A 16294-nucleotide genomic window follows, 5' to 3' on the forward strand; every position below is an offset into this window, starting at 1 on the left:
CCGGCCGCGATGATGGTCGATGTTCCGCTCATGCGCCTGCCCCGAGCACCTCGTAGGCGACGGCGGTGGCCTCCGAGCCACCCTTGCGGCCGAGGCTGACCACGCCGCGGCCGGTCAGCTCGACGGTCTTCATGTGCAGGTCCCCGCTCTCGGCGAAGGTGCCGTTGGTGCTGTGGTCGCTGATGAAGAACCTCTGGTTCACGTACCGTACCGAGGCGTGGTTGCGCGACACCCGCTGCTCGCGCACGATCAGGTCGCAGGTGTCGGAACGCCCCAGCATCGCTTCCGGATTGCCGGCCCCCACATCCACCGTCTTGCCGCCGTGGGTCAGGCGCAGGCGCACCCCTTCCACCGGCCCGCCGCCTCCGGCCCGGCGATTGCCGGCGACGCGCTCGGCGATGATCGCCGACAGGTTCTTGTGCAAGGTGGCGCGCAGCCAGGGATAGAAGCGCAGGCCGGTCCGGATGGAATCGGCGTCCATGGCGATGATCTTGCCGTCGCGGTTGGCGCGCACGGTGGCCAGGCGGGCGGTTTCGCCGACGAACCCGATCTCTCCGAACGTCTGGCCCGGCCCCAACTGGGCCAGCAGGGTCTCGCGGCCGTCGGCGTCGGTCTGCACCACGTCCACCGACCCCTTGAGGATCAGATAGAAATTCCGGCCCATCTCTCCCTGGCGGATGATGGCGGTGCCCGCCGACACGTCCACCAGGCGCGAGGCCAGGATCGCCTTCTTGATCGACCATTTCGACATGGACTTGAACAGCGACGACTGCACCAGGGCGGTGTCGCCGACATTGAGGGCCACCACGTCCCAGACGCCGACCAGCCGGACGCCGCGCAGCAGGGCCGGCGTCATGAACAGGTCGACGAACATGGCGACGAAGATGGTGAAGGCCGACATCAGCCCGTATTGCGAGACGATGGTGAAATTGGACCCGGCCAGGATGACGAAGCCCAGCGACAGGGCCAGGGTGGTGGTGATCACCGGCACCACCTCGGAATAGAACGTCAGCTTGATCGCCTTGTCGGGGTCGGCCTCGTGGCGGCAGACGCCCAGATAGGCGGAAAAGAAGTGGATGGTGTCGTCCACGGCGATGCCCAGCGCCACCGCCGCCACCGACGCGGTTCCCGGGTTGAGCGGCAGACCGATGAGCCCCATGGTGCCGAAGCAGATGACGATCGGCACCATGTTGGGAATCATCGAGATGATTCCGGCCAGCAGCGACTGGTACAGCAGCGCCATCATGGCGAGGATCACCAGCGTCACCCACATCAGCGAGTCGGCCTGATTGTAGATCATGCCCTCGGCGGTGCGGTTGATCATCAGGTTCTTGCCGATGAAGTCAACGGCGGTGCCGTCCAGGGCCACCGAGCCCAGGCTGGCCTGGACCTTCTTGATGACCTCGTTGAAGTCGCTGGAATCCGAGATGTTGTGACGGACGATGATGTTGGTGTTGCGATAATCCGTGGTGACGTAGCGGTCCAGGTCCTGCCGCTTGAACAGCAGCAGGTACTGCTCGATCAGCTTGCGGCTGTCCGGCACGGTGTGGAAGGTCTCGGCTCCCCGATTCATCTCGCGGTGGACCAGGGCGAGGTGATCGGACAGCCCGGTCACCTTGTCGAAGACGGCGGCCTTGGTCAGCACTTTTTCCACGGCTTCGGCCTGCCGCAGCATGGCCGGGTCGCGGAAATCCTTGTCCCCGGTGGCCCGCAGGGTGACGTAGAAGACCTGCATGCCGCTGATGTCGTCATGCAGGCGCCTGGCGTCCTGGACCAGCGGGCTGGTGTCGTGGAAATAGGACAGCGGGTCGTTGCTGACCCGGATGCTCAGGGCGAAATACCCCATGACCACGGTGATGACGGCGAACACCGCCAGCACCAGGCGGCGCTGGTCGCGGCCGACCATTTCCAGCCAGGCGACGAAGCGTCCGAGAATGCCGGTGGGGGCCTCCTCCATCGGCGGCAGGGAACTGGTGGTCGGGCCGATCAGGCGCAGCGCCAGCGGCATGGTCAGCACGGTGACCACGAAATTGGCGCTGAGGGCGAAGGCGGCCGAGAAGGCGAAGTCGATCATGATCGGAACGTCGTAGAGGGCATCGGACAGGAAGCCGATCACCGTGGTGGACGACGTCAGGATCAGGGCCAGGCTGACATGGCTGGTCATGAAGCGGATGGCGGCCATCCGGTCGACCTTCTGGCCGTTGGCCCGCTGGTTGGCGATGGCGCGCAGATAGCCCGACATCATATGGGTGTCCTCGGCCGAGCCGATGACGATGTTGAGGGCCGGCACCAGGGTGGTCAGCAGGGTCAGGGGGATGTTGGTCCAGCCCATGAAGCCCACGGTCCAGACGATGGAGAGCCCCGCCGTGATCAGCGGGACCACGCTGGCGGTCCAGGTCCGCAGGAAGAAGAAGACCGTGCCGACCAGAATCACCGTCGACAGCGGCATGAACAGGGTCAGGTCATAATTCATGCCCCGTTCGATTTCGATGTTCAGGCGCGGCGGGCCGATCTGGTAGATCCGCTCGAACTCGCCCTTGACGCGCCCGATGCTGTCCTCGATGCCGTCGTAGATCGTGTAGTTGGTGTCGCGGTCGATGGAGGCCCGGTTGAGGGAGATGGTGACCGCCGTGACCTTGCCGTCGTCGGACAGCAGATTGCGGCGCACCAGGGGGCTGTACAGCGCCTTGGCCAGGGAGGCCTGGGCCTCGGCCATGCCGGTGGGGACGGTATCGACCACCGGCTCGGTCTTCAGGGCGCCGTCCTCATCCTTGATGCTGAGGGCCGAGAACAGGCTGTCGACGCGCTGGATCTCCGGGTTCTTCTTGAGATCGCGGACCAGCCGGTCGAGGGCGGCCAGCTTTTCCGGGCTGAACAGGCGCTCGTCCCGGACATAGACGATGACGGTATTGTCCGAGCCGAACTCCTTGACCGAACGCGCATAATCGGCCCAGCCCGGATCGTGGTCCGAGATCAGCCTGTCATAGCTGGTGTCGATCTTCAGGCGGAGCGCGCCCATCACCATGAAGGTGGTCACCAACAGCAGGAAGATGCCGGTGATCAGCGGCTGACGCGCACCGAAGGTAAATACGGCCTGAAGCCGGCCTTCCCCATTGCCTCCGGACATCGATTCCCCCTCTGTCCTTGGTCCCGCCCGCCCCTATGCGCCGGGTCGCAAGCCTATTTCACATGCCGGTTGGACGACACATACTGCGTGGTGAACACCTCCGCCGGAGCGGCGGTGGATTCGAACGAGCGCTCGGCCACCTGCACGGCGGTGACGTGCTTCTGGTCGAGGTTCTTCATGACCGCGAGATTGGCCCGCCAGGTCTCTCCGGCGATGTTCTGCAGCTTGCTCCAGGTCTGGCGCTTGATCAGTTCGCCCTGGCGGTCGAAATAATCGATGCGGACCACGAAGAAGATATCCTTGCGGATCCACATCTTGGTGAACTTGTAGCCGGATTCCTTCTTCAGGACCTCGTCGACCGGGGTCGAGGTGACGACGAAGCAATCGGTGTTGTCGACCGTCTCATCGGGCTGGCGGTCGTAGGAGAACTTGCTGCGCGGCTCGGTGGCCAGATCCTCATAGGTGTAATCGGTGCCCATGAAGTAGTTCTTGCGCCCGCCCTTGGCGATCCGCTTCAGTTCGGCGCCCGAGGCCGGCAGATAGATCCACTGGTCGTCCTCGCGGTCGCGGTTCTGCCAGGTCAGCAGGGCGGTCCCCTTGACGCCGGCCGGCTCCTGGAAGACCAGCAGGTATCGCGACCCGGCCTCCACGTCGCGCTTGAACCTCTCGACCTCCCGCCGCTCCTTCGACTGATCGGCGTTGATCAGCGTCATGACCTGGGATTCGTATTCGTAGGGACGGTCGTGGCGACGCGACACCTCGTCGAGAATTTCGCGGCCGTTCATTTCCGCCGCGGCGGCCGGAAACACGGTGAACACGGCGGCCACGGCCGCCAGGGCAAAGCTCCGAAACAACATACCCCCCCCTCCGATCACGAAATCACTGCGCAAGAGTTGATAGAAGCGCGCGCGCCTGTCTGTCGCACATCTTGTCGGCCATCCTGGCGGCCCGGTGGGCGTCGCTCGGCAGGTCGGCGGGAATGAGGTGGAGGCGGAGGCCGACCTTCTGGACGCCCTTGACCGGTTCGGACAGCGCCATGCTGTAATTGGCGCCGTCGACGATCTTGAGATTGTCCGGCCAATCGGCTCCGGCGCCGTCCAGGGGCACCACGGCCGCCGTCTTCTTGCCCGAGGCGATGCTGAGGAAGATGCCCTGGGTGGCCCCCTTGACGGACAGGCGCGGCTGCCGGCCCTGGATGACGCATTGGTTGCCGCCTTCCAGGACGTTGATTTCCTCGGCCGCCGGTGCCGGGGTGTCGACCGCGTTGTCGATGGGGACGCTTCGGAACGTCCCCAGCTTGCGGGTCTCCACATCCCCTCTGGCGATCAGCCCGGACAGCGCCTGGCTGACCCTGTCCTTATCCTTGTCCTTGCCGCCGCCGCCGGGGGCGGGAGGACCGGTGAACGGCCCTTCCAGCGTGACGGACTTGCCGGATTCGGTGACCAGGGTCACCCGCGAGCCGGCCGCCAGCTGGATGGGGGCGTCGCCGTCCAAGACCTTTCCCGTGGGCAGATCGGGGGCCGAAGACCGCACCACCACCACTTCGGCGGCCATAACCGGTTGCGTCATCAAGGCGCCGGCCAGAAGAAACAGCGAAAACCCGCGCTTCATTCTCATTTATCCTTCAGTTCGATGACGACACCCGCCTCTCCATTGCGGAGGCGGTCGAGATGGAAACGCGTAAGCGTATCATAGGGGTATTTCTCTGCCAATCCGCATAGCTCGTCCAGGACGTTCGGCGCATTGTCGGCCATGGCCCGGTAGGCGTCGCAATAGCGGCGGAACAGGTCGGTCCGGGCTTCGTCCGGCGTTACCGGCATGAAGGTTTCGATACCCTTCGTCTTACCTTTCAGGATCAGGATGGCCATGGGCCGGAAAGCGATGGAGGGCGGGCAGAGCGCCGCCGTCGCCCCGGAGATGCACAGCCGCGTGCCCAGATACTTGTTGGCGCCCTCGAGCCGCGAGGCGCTGTTCACGGTGTCGCCGTGGCCGGTGTAGTTGAAGAAGTGGCTGCCGCCGAAATTGCCCACGGTGGCCCGGCCGGAATGCACGCCGACCCGGGTGACGCCGAACTCCACTCCCTCGGCTTTCTTGCGGCGGCGAAAATCCTCGGCGAAGTCGTCGATGGCCAGGGCCAGCCCCACCGCCATCGCCGCGTGGTCCGGCTGGGAGATCGGAGCGTTGAAGAATCCGACCACCGCATCGCCGACGATCTTGTCGATGGTCGCCTGATGGCGGCTGAACAGCTCGCACATCTTGTCCAGGTACTCGTTGACCAGGGCGACCACCACTTCCGGGGGCTCGCGCTCGGTCATGGCGGTGAAGCCGGCGACATCGGTGAACACATAGGTTATCTCGCGCACTTCGCCGCCCAGGCGGAAGCTTTGGGGCGAGCGCACGATCTCGTTGACGATGGCCGGGGCCACGTAGCGCTGGAAAGCCGTGCGGAGGAAGGCGCCCTGCCGCTTCTCCTCGCGCCAGAGATAGCCGCTGACCGCCCCGGCCGAGGCGACGAAGGCCAGGGTCGGGGCAAGAACCGGGACGACCAGCAGGAACGCGTGGCTGAGGATGAAGGACAGCCCCCAGTAGCCGCCCAGGGCGGCCAGGGCGAGGCACAGGCGCCAGAGCAGGGCCACGTCCAGCCGGGCGAGCAAGGCTCCGGCGATGGCCACGGCCAGCAGCAGCCCGACTTTGCCCGCCAGTCCCGGATATTCCGGCGAACGGCCCGAAATCAGTTGGGTGACGGCATGGGCATGCAGCACCACCCCGGGGATGGTGCCGGCATCGGCCCCGTACAGGGCGATGGCCTGGGAACGGTGGCGGTCCTCGATGGGCAGGTCGAAGCCCACCAGGACAAGCTTGTCCGCCAGCCACGACGCCGGCATCACCGCCAGGGCGGCGGCGGGCATCACCCTCACTCCGGCGGGGCGTTCCTCGGTGAAGGGGCGCAGCATCAGCGGCACCATCTCGCGCTTTTCCGGCGCGCCGTGGGCCTGCGCCAGGGCGGCGGCCATTCCGGGAAGCCACGCTCCGTTTTCCTCCCGGCCGGGAAAGATGGCGCGGGTGATGCCGTCGTCGCGATCGCTCGCCAGATTGGCCCAGGCCGGCCGGACGAGGCCGGTGGCGGGGAGATAGGACCGCAGATAGGCGGCCTGGTCCCTGGTCAACCGCTCCTCCTCGCTGGCATGGGCGACGAAGACGGGAACCGTCGAGGCTTTCAGGACCTGGCGCAGCCGTTCATCCTTGGCGGCTTCGGTGGGCTGGTCGAACAGGATGTCGATGGCGATCGCCCGGGGTTTGCGGTCGATGATCGTCTGCAGCACTCCGGCAAGGAAGGCCCGGTCCACCGGAGAGCGGTAGGGAAAGGCGCGCAAATCCTCTTCCCCGATGGCCACCACCACCACATCGGTGTCGGTCTGGCTCTCCGCCATGGTCAACAGGCGGATGTCGGCCGTCCAGTTCTCGGCGATCCGCGCCACCGGAACAAATGTCGTAATCGAGAGGGCTACCAGGACGACGGTGGGGATAACCAATACATAGGCCCCCCAATATCGGATCGACTCCCCCCGCAGCACCGTTACAAATCGTCCCCACCCCATGACGCTTGCCTTTGGTTCAGAATGGACTATCCTTCAACAACGTAACCGGAGCCACGGGACGTCTCAATCGTCGAATTGGTTTCAAAGTTTTTACCTCGACGGGCGGGGTGGTGCGTTATTCCCGGGGATGGCATGAAAACGAGGAAAGCTGGCCCAGACGAGGTCGAACGCTCGTTCCGGGATGGTGAGCTTATTTTCCGCGAAGGCGAGCAGACGCGGGAAATGTTCATCATCCAGCAAGGCGAAGTGGCGATCATCGCGACGATCAACGGCGTCGAGAAGGAAATCGAAACCCGCCGGCGGGGCGAATTCTTCGGGGAAATGGCCCTGCTGGAAAGTCTGCCCCGCTCCGCCACGGCTGTGGCCAGGGGCGACACCCGGCTGCTGGTCATTCAGTGCGGCGGATTCCTCCAGAAGCTGCGCCGCGATCCGACCTTCGCCTTCGAGATGCTGCAACGGCTGAGTTCGCGCTTCCGGAAGGTGCATCAACAGCTGATGACCATGATGGAGGAGCGCGACCGGGAGACCCCGGAGCGGCAATGCGCCGGCATGCTGATCGAGTTCCGCGGGGACGATGCTCCGTGATCATCGACATAGCTGAGGAAAAGCTGGTCGTCATTTCCGACCTTCACATCGGAAACCCCATCTATTCCTGCAAGCGCGTGCTGACCTCGTTCATCCAGCAGGCCATGGACGAAGGGTTTTCCGTCTGCCTGAACGGCGACGGCCTGGATGTCGTGCAGTCGTCCTTCCAAAAGATGGCCGGCGAGATTCCGGAAGTGTTCGGCCAGTTCCGGCAACTGCGCGACCGCGGCCTGCGCGGCTATTACGTGATCGGCAATCACGACATCATCCTCGAACACCTGCTGGCCGACTGGGATTTCCTGATTCTGACGCCGTTCCTCAACCTGACCTCGGGGGGATACCGCATCCGGATCGAGCACAGCCATCTCTACGACCCGGCCTTCGCCGGACACCCGCATCTCTATCACCTGCTGACCAAGATGGCCGGCTGGGTCCTGGACAATTGGCCCGGAGCCTTCGCGCTGTGGACCGAGTTCGAGCGCCGCCGTTTCAATCCGGGCGCCGGCGAGCCGCGCCTGAGGGGCGAACCCGCAGCCATCAGCCAGGCGGCCCGCGAGATCCTGCGCCGGGGATTCGATTGGGTGATCTTCGGCCATACCCATCATGCCGGCGTGGTTTCCATGCCGGAAAGCGGCCATTACCTCAATACCGGAAGCTGGCTGGTCCGCCCGACCTTTGCCCGCATCGTCTCCGGGAAGGTCGATCTGTGTGAGTTTCAACAGATCGGGGGCGGGAAATACTGCACAATCACTGATGCCCCGGTGATCACCGGGGGGTGAGGATGCCTACTCCATCGGTCCGGCGGCCGATGCGGTCAGACACAGGAGCGCGCCGATGTTCTCTGCCGATCAATTCGTAGCCCATCTCGTCGGCGACTTCGTGCTGCAATCGGACTGGATGGCATCCGAGAAGGTCCGCAGCCATTTCGCGGCGGCAGTCCATGTGGTGGTCTATACGCTCCCCTTCCTGTTCATCAGCCAGGACCCGGCCGTGCTGGCGGTGATCGCCGGGACCCATTTCATCATCGACCGCTGGCGGCTGGCCCGTTACGTGGTTTGGGTCAAGAACCTTCCCTGGCGCCCGTGGGCGGAATGCTCCGCGACCGGCAGCCATGAGAGCCGCCCGCTTTTTCTCACGGTGTGGCTGTTGATCATCGTGGACAACACCATGCACATCATCTGCAACGGCCTCGCCCTGCGCTATCTGGGCTGAGCCGGCCGGGGCGCGCCATGCCGTGGCCGAGAATGCCATTGCCATGCCTTTCGCTCTGGTTTTAATTGGTTGGGGTCTTCCTCCCGGGAGGGGGGCGCTCCCGTGTCGCGATGGGCGGCGGCGTCTTGGTTTGAGATCTGGTTGAAGGGATAAGGAAATGCGTAACCGTATCGATCCGCGGTCCGTGTCCATGTGGTTCGGCGCGTTTCTCGCCATTTGCCTCGGGCTGGCCGCCGGAGGGGCGCGCGCCGAGGAGGTCAAGATCTTCTCCAGCCCCCCCTCGATTGAGGAACTCGAGAAGGCCCTGTCCGCAGGGGGAGGCGGCAAGCCGAAATTCAAGACCCGCTCCATCGTCATCGACGACGATCCGTCGCGGCCGCCGCAAGCGGCCCAAGGGGCCGTGGTCGGCTTCCCGATCAACTTCGACCTGGGGTCGGCGAGCATCAAGGAGGATTCCCTGGGGTATCTCGACGCGATCGCCAATCTGATGCGGAAGAACACGGCGCTCCGCTTCCTGGTCGAGGGGCATACCGACATCACCGGCAATCCCGGCCGCAACGTCGAACTGTCCAAGGCCCGGGCCGCATCGGTGCGGAATTATCTGATTTCGCGCCAGGGCATCACCAAGTCCCGCCTGGAATCCGTCGGCAAGGGATCGTCCGAGCCGATCAACCGCAACGATCCGGCGGCCGGGGAAAACCGCCGGGTGCAGTTCCGAGTCCTGGGCTGAGGACGCGGCAGGCCATGGGCGCGCGTGGCGGGGCCTGAGGCCGGTGACCGCACGGGCCGGCCGGATGATCCGCTGGCTGGCCGCCGTCCTGGCCTTCGGCCTGTCGGCGCCCGGCGCCCTTGCCGGGCCGCAGGTCAAGACCGCCCCCTCGATCGAGGCGGTCGACGCCAGCCGTTCGGGCGAATTGGTGGTGCACGCCCTGGCCGGCCTTCCCGCCATCCTGATCTTCGACTTTCCCTCCCTGGCGCAGCAGGGAGAGATGTTCAACCGCGTGGTGGCCCTGGCCGAACGGGGCAAGGCGCCGCGCGACCGGATCCTGTCCGCCGACGAACTGGCGGCGCTGATCTCTTCGCTGGGCAAGACGCCGTCCACCTTCTCGATGGGCAACGACTTTGCCGTCGGCGAACTGGCGCGCTTCTTCAATCTGGCCCGTCAGGGCCGGATGGATTTGAACGGCCAGGAGGCGGCGCTGCGCGATTTCCTGATGGAGAACGGCCTGGCCAGCCTGAAGGACGATGTCCTTCAGGCCATGGAGCCGGAACGCGTCGTCCTGTCCATACCCCAGGCCCAGCCCATGGGGGAGCGGGACGGCGTCCCGATCGGCGCCGCCTTGCGCTCGACGATCCTCCGGCACGAGATGGGGCATGGCGAGTACTACGCCAATCGCGAGTATGCGGAATATTGCCGGCGGTTCTGGGCCGATGTGATGACCGAAGCGGAACGGAACGCCTTCATCGGTTTTCTCGGCAGGAAGCACTACGACGGCAATAATCGGGAACTGATGATCAACGAGGCCCAGGCCTATCTGATCCACACCCCCGATCCGGCGGCCTTCAACGCCGGCATGGTCGGTCTGCCGCCGGCGGCGGTACAGGGACTCCGCGACGCTTTCTGGGCGGGACGGCCGCCAACCACCCTTTCGCGTTCAAACCTATTCCACTGATACACAGCGAGAGGGATTCGTGGGATCATGGCGGGCATGATGAGGAGACGGGCGGCATGCGAATTCTAGCACACCTTGTGGCGGCGTTGAGCATTCTGGCCGCTTCCGGAACGGCCTGGGCGCAGAGCGTGCAGCGCGTCCAGACGCGGATCATCGAAAGGGCGGTTTCCCGGAACCTGGATACCGTGTTCCGCCCAAAGCTGGTGATCAATTCCGGCGCCACCGGCCCGGTGACGGCCCTGGCCCTCAGCCATGACGAACGCCACCTGGTGACCGGGGTGGGCAACAACACCTTGCGCGTCTGGGATCTTTGGGTCGGGCGCGAGATCGCCCGCCTGTCCGGGCATACGGCCCGCATCACCAACGTGGCCATCAGCCGCGACGGCCGCCGGGCCATTTCCGTCGATGCGGACCGCTCGGTCAAGGTCTGGAATCTCGGGGCGCTGGGCGAGGTCTCCTCCCTGGGCACCCATCCCTCTCCGGTGACGGGCATGGCCCTGGCGGGCAACGACAGCGGCGTGTTCATCGCCTCGTCCGACGGCCGCATCCGGGCGACGGCCCTGCAGGACGGCAAGGTCCAATGGGATGTTCCGGCCCATGCGCCGGGCGTGGTCAAGCTGGTGGTCGCCGCGGATGGGCGGAGGCTTGTCTCGGCCGGAGCCGACGGAGCGGTGCGGGTGTGGGACGCCGCGACGGGCAAGGCCACGGTCGAGATCGCCTGGGACTCGCCGGTTCAGTCCCTGGCCCTGTCGGCCGACGACAAGCGGATCGCGGCGGGCAACAACCGGGGAGAGATCGCGCTCTGGTCCATGGACGGCACCAGGATGGCGACGGTCGAGAGCAAGGCCGACCGCATCCTGTCCATCGCCTTCGTCGGGGATGGCGGCTCGCTGGTGGCCGGAGGGGCCGACGGGTCGGTGGTCCAGCTTTCCCCCGGCGGCGAGTCCCCCCGCGTTCTGGGCAAGCACGACGCTCCGGTGAGCTACATGGTGGTGAGCGCCGATTCGAGCTTCGCACTGTCGGCCTCGGAGGATGGCACCTCGCGGCTGTGGAGCCTGCGCGGCGGCACCCATCTGCTCACCTTGGTCTCCACCGAGACGGGGTGGGCGGTGATCGACGCCAAGGGGCGCTATGACGGCAACCAGCAGGCCCTGAACGGGATCGACTGGCAGGCGGACAGCGGCGTCGCCAATATCGAGGACTTCGCCGAAACCCACTACCAGCCGGCATTGCTGCCCCGGACCCTGCAGAATGGCGAGATCGCCGCGGCGGCGGACATTCCCGCCGGCGTCAGCTTCCCGCCCTCGGTGCGCTTCCTGTCGCCGGCGTCCGCCGGCGGGGCGGAGGCCCGCAGCATCGTGGTCGAGGTGGTGGCCGAGGACAAGGGGGGAGGGGTCAGTGAAGTCAGGCTCTATCGCAACGGCAAGCTCCTGCCCCGTGATATCGGCCAGGTCGAGCGGCAGGACGTCGACGGCCGCGCCCAGGTGAAGGCCCGCTATCAGCTCGATCTAAGCCAGGGGGGCAACGTGCTTTCCGCCACGGCCATCAACAACGAACGGCTGGAGAGCCGGCCGCAGACCCTGACCCTGGCCGAAGGTCCGCGTCCGCCGGGGCGCCTGCACCTGCTGACCGTCGGGGTGAACCGCTACAAGGAAACCAGGCTCAACCTGGAATACGCGCGCCCGGATGCGCGGGCGATCAGAGAGACCATGGGGGCCGAGCTCCAATCCTCCCACACCGTGGCCGAGGTGGTGACGCTGGAGGATGAAAAGGCGACCAAGGAGAGTATCCTCGCCGCCCTGAGACAATTCCGCGCGGTGCCGTCCGACGACGTGGTCGTCGTCTACATGGCCGGCCACGGCGTCAGCGTGGGAGACGACTGGTACTTCATCAGCCACGAGACCCTCATCCCGCGCGATCAGCGGCAATTGTCGGGCCATGCCCTGTCGTCGGCCGAGCTGAAGGCCGAGATGGAGGCGCTGAGCGCCGACCGGACCCTGTTGCTCCTCGATACCTGCCACTCCGGCACGGCGGTGTCGCCGTTGAAGGATTATCGCGGCATGAAGGCGTTGCGCCTGCTGGCCCGGTCGGTGGGAACCCATGTGCTGGCCGCCACCGACCGCCAGCAATACGCCGTCGAGCTGGAGGCCCTGGGGCACGGCATCTTCACCTATACGGTGCTGTCCGCCCTGGGGGGGAATGGCGACATCAACCGCGACGGGACGGTCTCGGTGACCGAGCTGATCAATTTCGTCGAGGGTGCGGTGCCGCCGCTGTCCAAGAAGTATGCCGACTATGCCCAGTATCCCACCGGCTATTCGCGGGGCAGCGACTTCCAGGTCTCCCGGATCGTGCCGGGCAAGTAGGGGGGCGGGGATAAAGCCGATTGACAGCAATGTAGCGGACCCGTAATTAAGCCGAAGTTCCATCGAAAGTGGGCCATGTGGAGGGGGAAATGAAGCATATCAGGCAGATCGCCGTCCTGTGCGGCGCGGCAGCCCTGGGCGTTGTCGCCATGCCCGGAACCAGCGCCGCGTGCAGTTGGTTCGGCTCGTCGGGTTGGTCGTGCTCGGGCAGCGCGTCCAATTATAACGCCCAGCCGGGCGCGCCGGTCGCCGGCGCCGTCCAACGCAGCGGCACCACCACTCAGGTCTCGGCTATCGCCAATCATCTGGGCGGGGCGTTCTCGGCCAGCGGCGCCCGCCGCGTCGCCTCCCTGGGGGAGACGGGCATCGCCGGCGGCGACGCGTCCAGCCGCTATTCCCTTTGGGTGAACGGCAGCGGCGGCCGCGTGTCGAGCACGTCTCCGGCCAACGATTTCAGCGGCAACAACAAGGGTGGCGCCGTCGGCATGGATTATGCCCCGAGCGACAACCTCCTTGTCGGCGTCGCCCTGATGGGCGAGCACATTTCCCTGAACACCAAGTTCAATCTCGGTTCCCTGAACCGGGTGGGCTATTCGGTGGTTCCCTACGTCGCCTATTCCTTCGGGCAAGGCACCTCCATCGACGTCATCACCTCGGCGACGTTCCTTGACGCCGACGTGGTCCGGGCCCAGAACGGCCGGGGCAGCTATGACGGCTATCGCCTGATGGGGGCGTTCAACGTCCACCACGGCGTGGAACTGGGCGCCTGGAGCGTCCGCGGCGATATCGGCTACATGTACTCCCGCGAGTGGCAGGGCTCCTACCGGGAGGAGGTCTCCAACGCCCATATCGGGGCGGTCGCCTCCAATCTGGGGCAAGGCAAGATCGGCGGCCGGGGCGGCTACCTGCTGGACAAGGTCGAGCTGTTCGCCCAGGCGCACTATGTCCGCGATTTCGTCGCCAAGAGGACGAGCACGGTTCAGGGCCAGCCGAACACTCCCGACGACCGGGACGAAGTCCTGGCCGGCATCGGCATGGATTGGTTCCCGACCCAGACCGAATCCATCGGCCTGGAAATCTCGCATGGCTTCTTCCGCGAGGCGGAAGCCAACACGACGATGATGATGAACGCCAAGATCAAGTTCTGACGGCGAAGCCCCCGGGATCGCACCTCGTCGGTCCGATGTGGTTGCCGTCCTTCGAAACCAATGAAAAACCACTGGAACGGGACCGTTCCAGTGGTTTTTTGATTCCGGTCCCAGGACGCGGAGCCGTCACTTTTCATTCCTTTGCCGGTATCGCGGGTGTGCATATCCTTTCCGGGGAGAAGGATCGACGCTAATATTCCATACGGTATAGGCGGGCATGAGATCGCTTCAGGGGGACAGGATGGACGGGGTTGCTCGGCTTGCTGTGGAAAAGCCCCGCTCAACGATGGTCGCCGCTGTCCTTTCCATTGCGGCCATCGGCTTCGGGGTCGCGTTCGGGGCGAACGAAATCAAGGAAAGGGAACGTCTTTCCATGTTGCGCTCCGAGGCCCGCCGCTATGGCATCGAGATCATGTCCCAGACGCTCAACGGGAATCTCATGGGGTCGGTGGCGGTTCTCGGCCTGCTTGACGAGGAAATCAAGCAGGAGACCCAGGGGCGCGGCCAGCCCAATGGCCCCCGGCTGCAGGGCATGCTCGAGAGCGTGGCCCGGGCCTACGACGCCCATGGCGTCTTCCTGGTCGGCCAGGATGGCGTCGTCCAGTCGTCGTGGGACAGCAGCGGCAAGCCGTCCACCGGCATCGATGTCCGGTTCCGGCCGTATTATCAGATGGTCATGCAGCGCAAGGAGAACGTCTACGCCGCCGTCAGCATGGCCCGGGGCGACCGCTCCCTCTATTTCGCGGCGCCGGTCCTTGCCGGCCGGACCAGGGACGGTGCGGCGGTGGGCGGCGTCGTGGCGCGGACCGATCTGTCGAGGATCGACGGCCTGCTGCGGGACAAGTCCGACATCACCCTGCTTCTCTCCCCCCAGGGCGTGGTGTTCGCCGGCAACCGCGGCGACTGGATCGGCTTTCTGGCCGAGCGGCCCACCCCGGAACGGCTGGCGGCCATCCGCGATCTGAAGCAGTTCGGTTCCCTGTTCGAAATCAACGAACCGTCCATTCTGCCGGTATCCGTGGGCGAGGAGCGGGCGTGGTTCGACGGCCGGCGCTATGCCCTGGCCAATGCCCGCGTGCAGTGGAACGATCCCTTCGGCGACTGGACGCTGGTGCTGATGGAGGATCTTTCCCGGACGGTTCCCCGTGGCGGAAGCGCCCTGGTCGGCGGCGGCGCGGCGCTGGCGGCGGGAATCTTGCTGCTGACCCTGCTGAACATGCTGCGCAGCCGCCATGCCCAGCAGGTTTCGGCCCGGCAGGTGACCGCCCTGGCCCAGGCGCAGCGGCTTGCCGCCGAGCGCAAGGCTCTGCTTGCCGGCACGGCGCTGCGGCTGCAGCAGGCCAGGGGCGCCGCCGAACTGGCCGATGCGTTCCTGCGCGAGTCGCACACATTGCTCGGGACGCTTCAGGGGCTGGTCTATGTCGGGGCCGATGACGCGGGCGCCATGATGCGGCTGGCCGCCGGCTATGCCACCGGCGCCGGGGTGAGCCCGGAAATCCGGCCGGGCGAGGGGCTTCTGGGCCAATGTGCCGTGGACCGCCGGATGCGGGTCGTCGCCATGCCGGCGGACGATACCTGGGTCATCCGGTCGGGATTGGGGGATACCCGTCCCCGCGCGGTGGTCATGGCGCCGATCCTGCTGAACGAATCCCTGCTGGGCGTGGTGGAGGTCGCCTTGCTCGACATTCCCGATGGCGGGATCACCCAGCAATTCGAGGATATGGTCAGGATCCTGGCCCTGAATCTCGAGCTTGTGCGCCGGCACGAGCGCGGCGGCGACACGTCGCCATCCGTGGAGACGCCGTGATGAAATCCCTGATGACCGCGATCGAGAAATGGCCGCTGGTCCGCAAGGTCCTGCTGGGACTGTCCTGCATCGTCGTGGTGGCGCTGGGCATCAATCTCTATTCCATTCACAGCATGACCCTGATGGGCCGGAGCTTCGACCGGCTCTATGAGGGTGAGCTTCGCAGCGTCTCCCATCTGAAGGAGGCGCGCGTTCAATACGCCATCATGGGCCGGGCCCTGCGCCAGGCGATTCTGCCCCAGGCTCCCGGCGAGCGGGACAACGCTTATAAGCAGCTTGCCGACGCCGAAGCCAATATGCGCCGGTCCGTGGCCGAGGCCCGCAGGCTCTTCGACGCCGAGGAGAACAAGGCGGCGCTGGCGCGCTTCGAGGAGGCCTTCGCCCAGTACAAGCTGAATGTCGAGACTGTGGTCGCCACCCAGAAGCGGGGCGACCTCAGCGACGCCCTGGCCCTGCTGGCGTCGGCCGAATTCCAGCGGACCGGCCGGGCGGCCAACGATGCCCTGGGCGACATCGTCCAGGGTCGGGAAGAGCGCGCGCGGGCCATGGCGGCGGCGGCCAAGGCCCGGTCCGGCGACGCCATCGTCTTCGCCTTCGCCATTCTGGCCGGCGGCATGGCGGTGGTGCTGGCGCTGGGCGGCGTGATCGTCCTGTCCATCCGCGTCCCGTCGGAGCGCTTGCGGACCACCGTCGACCGGCTTGCCGCCGGCGACCTGGAGGTCACTGTGCCGCACACCGATTATCCCAATGAAATCGGCGGGCTGGCCCGCTCCATCG

At 65.8% G+C, this 16294-nt stretch carries 13 protein-coding genes; 9 read left to right on the forward strand and 4 right to left on the reverse strand.

The window, feature by feature from the left end; all coding sequences use genetic code 11:
- Nucleotides 1–28 precede the first annotated feature (28 nt).
- The 4 genes from H261_RS13230 to H261_RS23400 are packed head-to-tail and all read right to left on the reverse strand — an operon-like array spanning nt 29 to nt 6726.
- Nucleotides 29–3127 (reverse strand): MMPL family transporter, encoded by a 3099-nt coding sequence (locus H261_RS13230; RefSeq protein ID WP_008618308.1) that lies wholly within the window; start codon nt 3125–3127, stop codon nt 29–31.
- 53 nt (nt 3128–3180) lie between these two features.
- The gene (locus tag H261_RS13235) at nt 3181–3984 is read right to left on the reverse strand and encodes an outer membrane lipoprotein-sorting protein (RefSeq protein WP_008618310.1); all 804 of its coding nucleotides are present in this window, start codon (nt 3982–3984) and stop codon (nt 3181–3183) included.
- Between the two features lie 22 nt (nt 3985–4006).
- Nucleotides 4007–4738 carry a hypothetical protein gene (locus H261_RS13240; protein WP_008618312.1) on the reverse strand — a complete coding sequence of 244 codons (732 nt, stop codon included), beginning with the start codon at nt 4736–4738 and terminating at the stop codon, nt 4007–4009.
- Between the two features lie 2 nt (nt 4739–4740).
- Nucleotides 4741–6726 (reverse strand): adenylate/guanylate cyclase domain-containing protein, encoded by a 1986-nt coding sequence (locus tag H261_RS23400; RefSeq protein ID WP_081608942.1) that lies wholly within the window; start codon nt 6724–6726, stop codon nt 4741–4743.
- A gap of 132 nt (nt 6727–6858) precedes the next feature.
- On the opposite strand from H261_RS23400, the gene H261_RS13250 reads away from it, so the two are divergent.
- From H261_RS13250 to H261_RS13290, 9 genes are all read left to right on the forward strand, one after another.
- A complete protein-coding gene (locus H261_RS13250; protein ID WP_081608943.1) occupies nt 6859–7311 on the forward strand; it encodes a cyclic nucleotide-binding domain-containing protein in 453 nt (150 codons plus the stop codon).
- Nucleotides 7308–8090, forward strand: coding sequence for a metallophosphoesterase (locus H261_RS13255; RefSeq protein WP_008618315.1), 783 nt, complete (start codon nt 7308–7310; stop codon nt 8088–8090). Before H261_RS13250 ends, H261_RS13255 begins: the two co-directional genes overlap by 4 nt.
- Nucleotides 8091–8145: 55 nt before the next feature.
- On the forward strand, nt 8146–8523 hold the full coding sequence (locus H261_RS13260) for a DUF3307 domain-containing protein (protein WP_008618316.1): 378 nt from the start codon (nt 8146–8148) through the stop codon (nt 8521–8523).
- A gap of 157 nt (nt 8524–8680) precedes the next feature.
- The gene (locus H261_RS23405) at nt 8681–9253 is read left to right on the forward strand and encodes an OmpA family protein (protein ID WP_008618317.1); all 573 of its coding nucleotides are present in this window, start codon (nt 8681–8683) and stop codon (nt 9251–9253) included.
- A gap of 43 nt (nt 9254–9296) precedes the next feature.
- Nucleotides 9297–10196, forward strand: coding sequence for a hypothetical protein (locus H261_RS13270; protein WP_040476454.1), 900 nt, complete (start codon nt 9297–9299; stop codon nt 10194–10196).
- Nucleotides 10197–10252: 56 nt separating this feature from the next.
- Entirely contained in the window at nt 10253–12562 is a 2310-nt protein-coding gene (locus H261_RS13275; protein WP_081608944.1) for a caspase family protein, read from the forward strand.
- Nucleotides 12563–12651: 89 nt separating this feature from the next.
- Nucleotides 12652–13710: an autotransporter outer membrane beta-barrel domain-containing protein gene (locus H261_RS13280; RefSeq protein WP_008618320.1), complete on the forward strand. Its 1059-nt coding sequence runs from the start codon at nt 12652–12654 to the stop codon at nt 13708–13710.
- Between the two features lie 373 nt (nt 13711–14083).
- Complete coding sequence (locus H261_RS13285; protein ID WP_235062927.1) at nt 14084–15517, forward strand: GAF domain-containing protein; 1434 nt, start codon at nt 14084–14086, stop codon at nt 15515–15517.
- Nucleotides 15517–16294: MCP four helix bundle domain-containing protein (locus tag H261_RS13290; protein WP_008618322.1), on the forward strand; the 778-nt coding region annotated here is incomplete at its 3' end. The genes H261_RS13285 and H261_RS13290, both read left to right, overlap by 1 nt.

The organism is Paramagnetospirillum caucaseum (assembly GCF_000342045.1).
Lineage (GTDB): Bacteria > Pseudomonadota > Alphaproteobacteria > Rhodospirillales > Magnetospirillaceae > Phaeospirillum > Phaeospirillum caucaseum.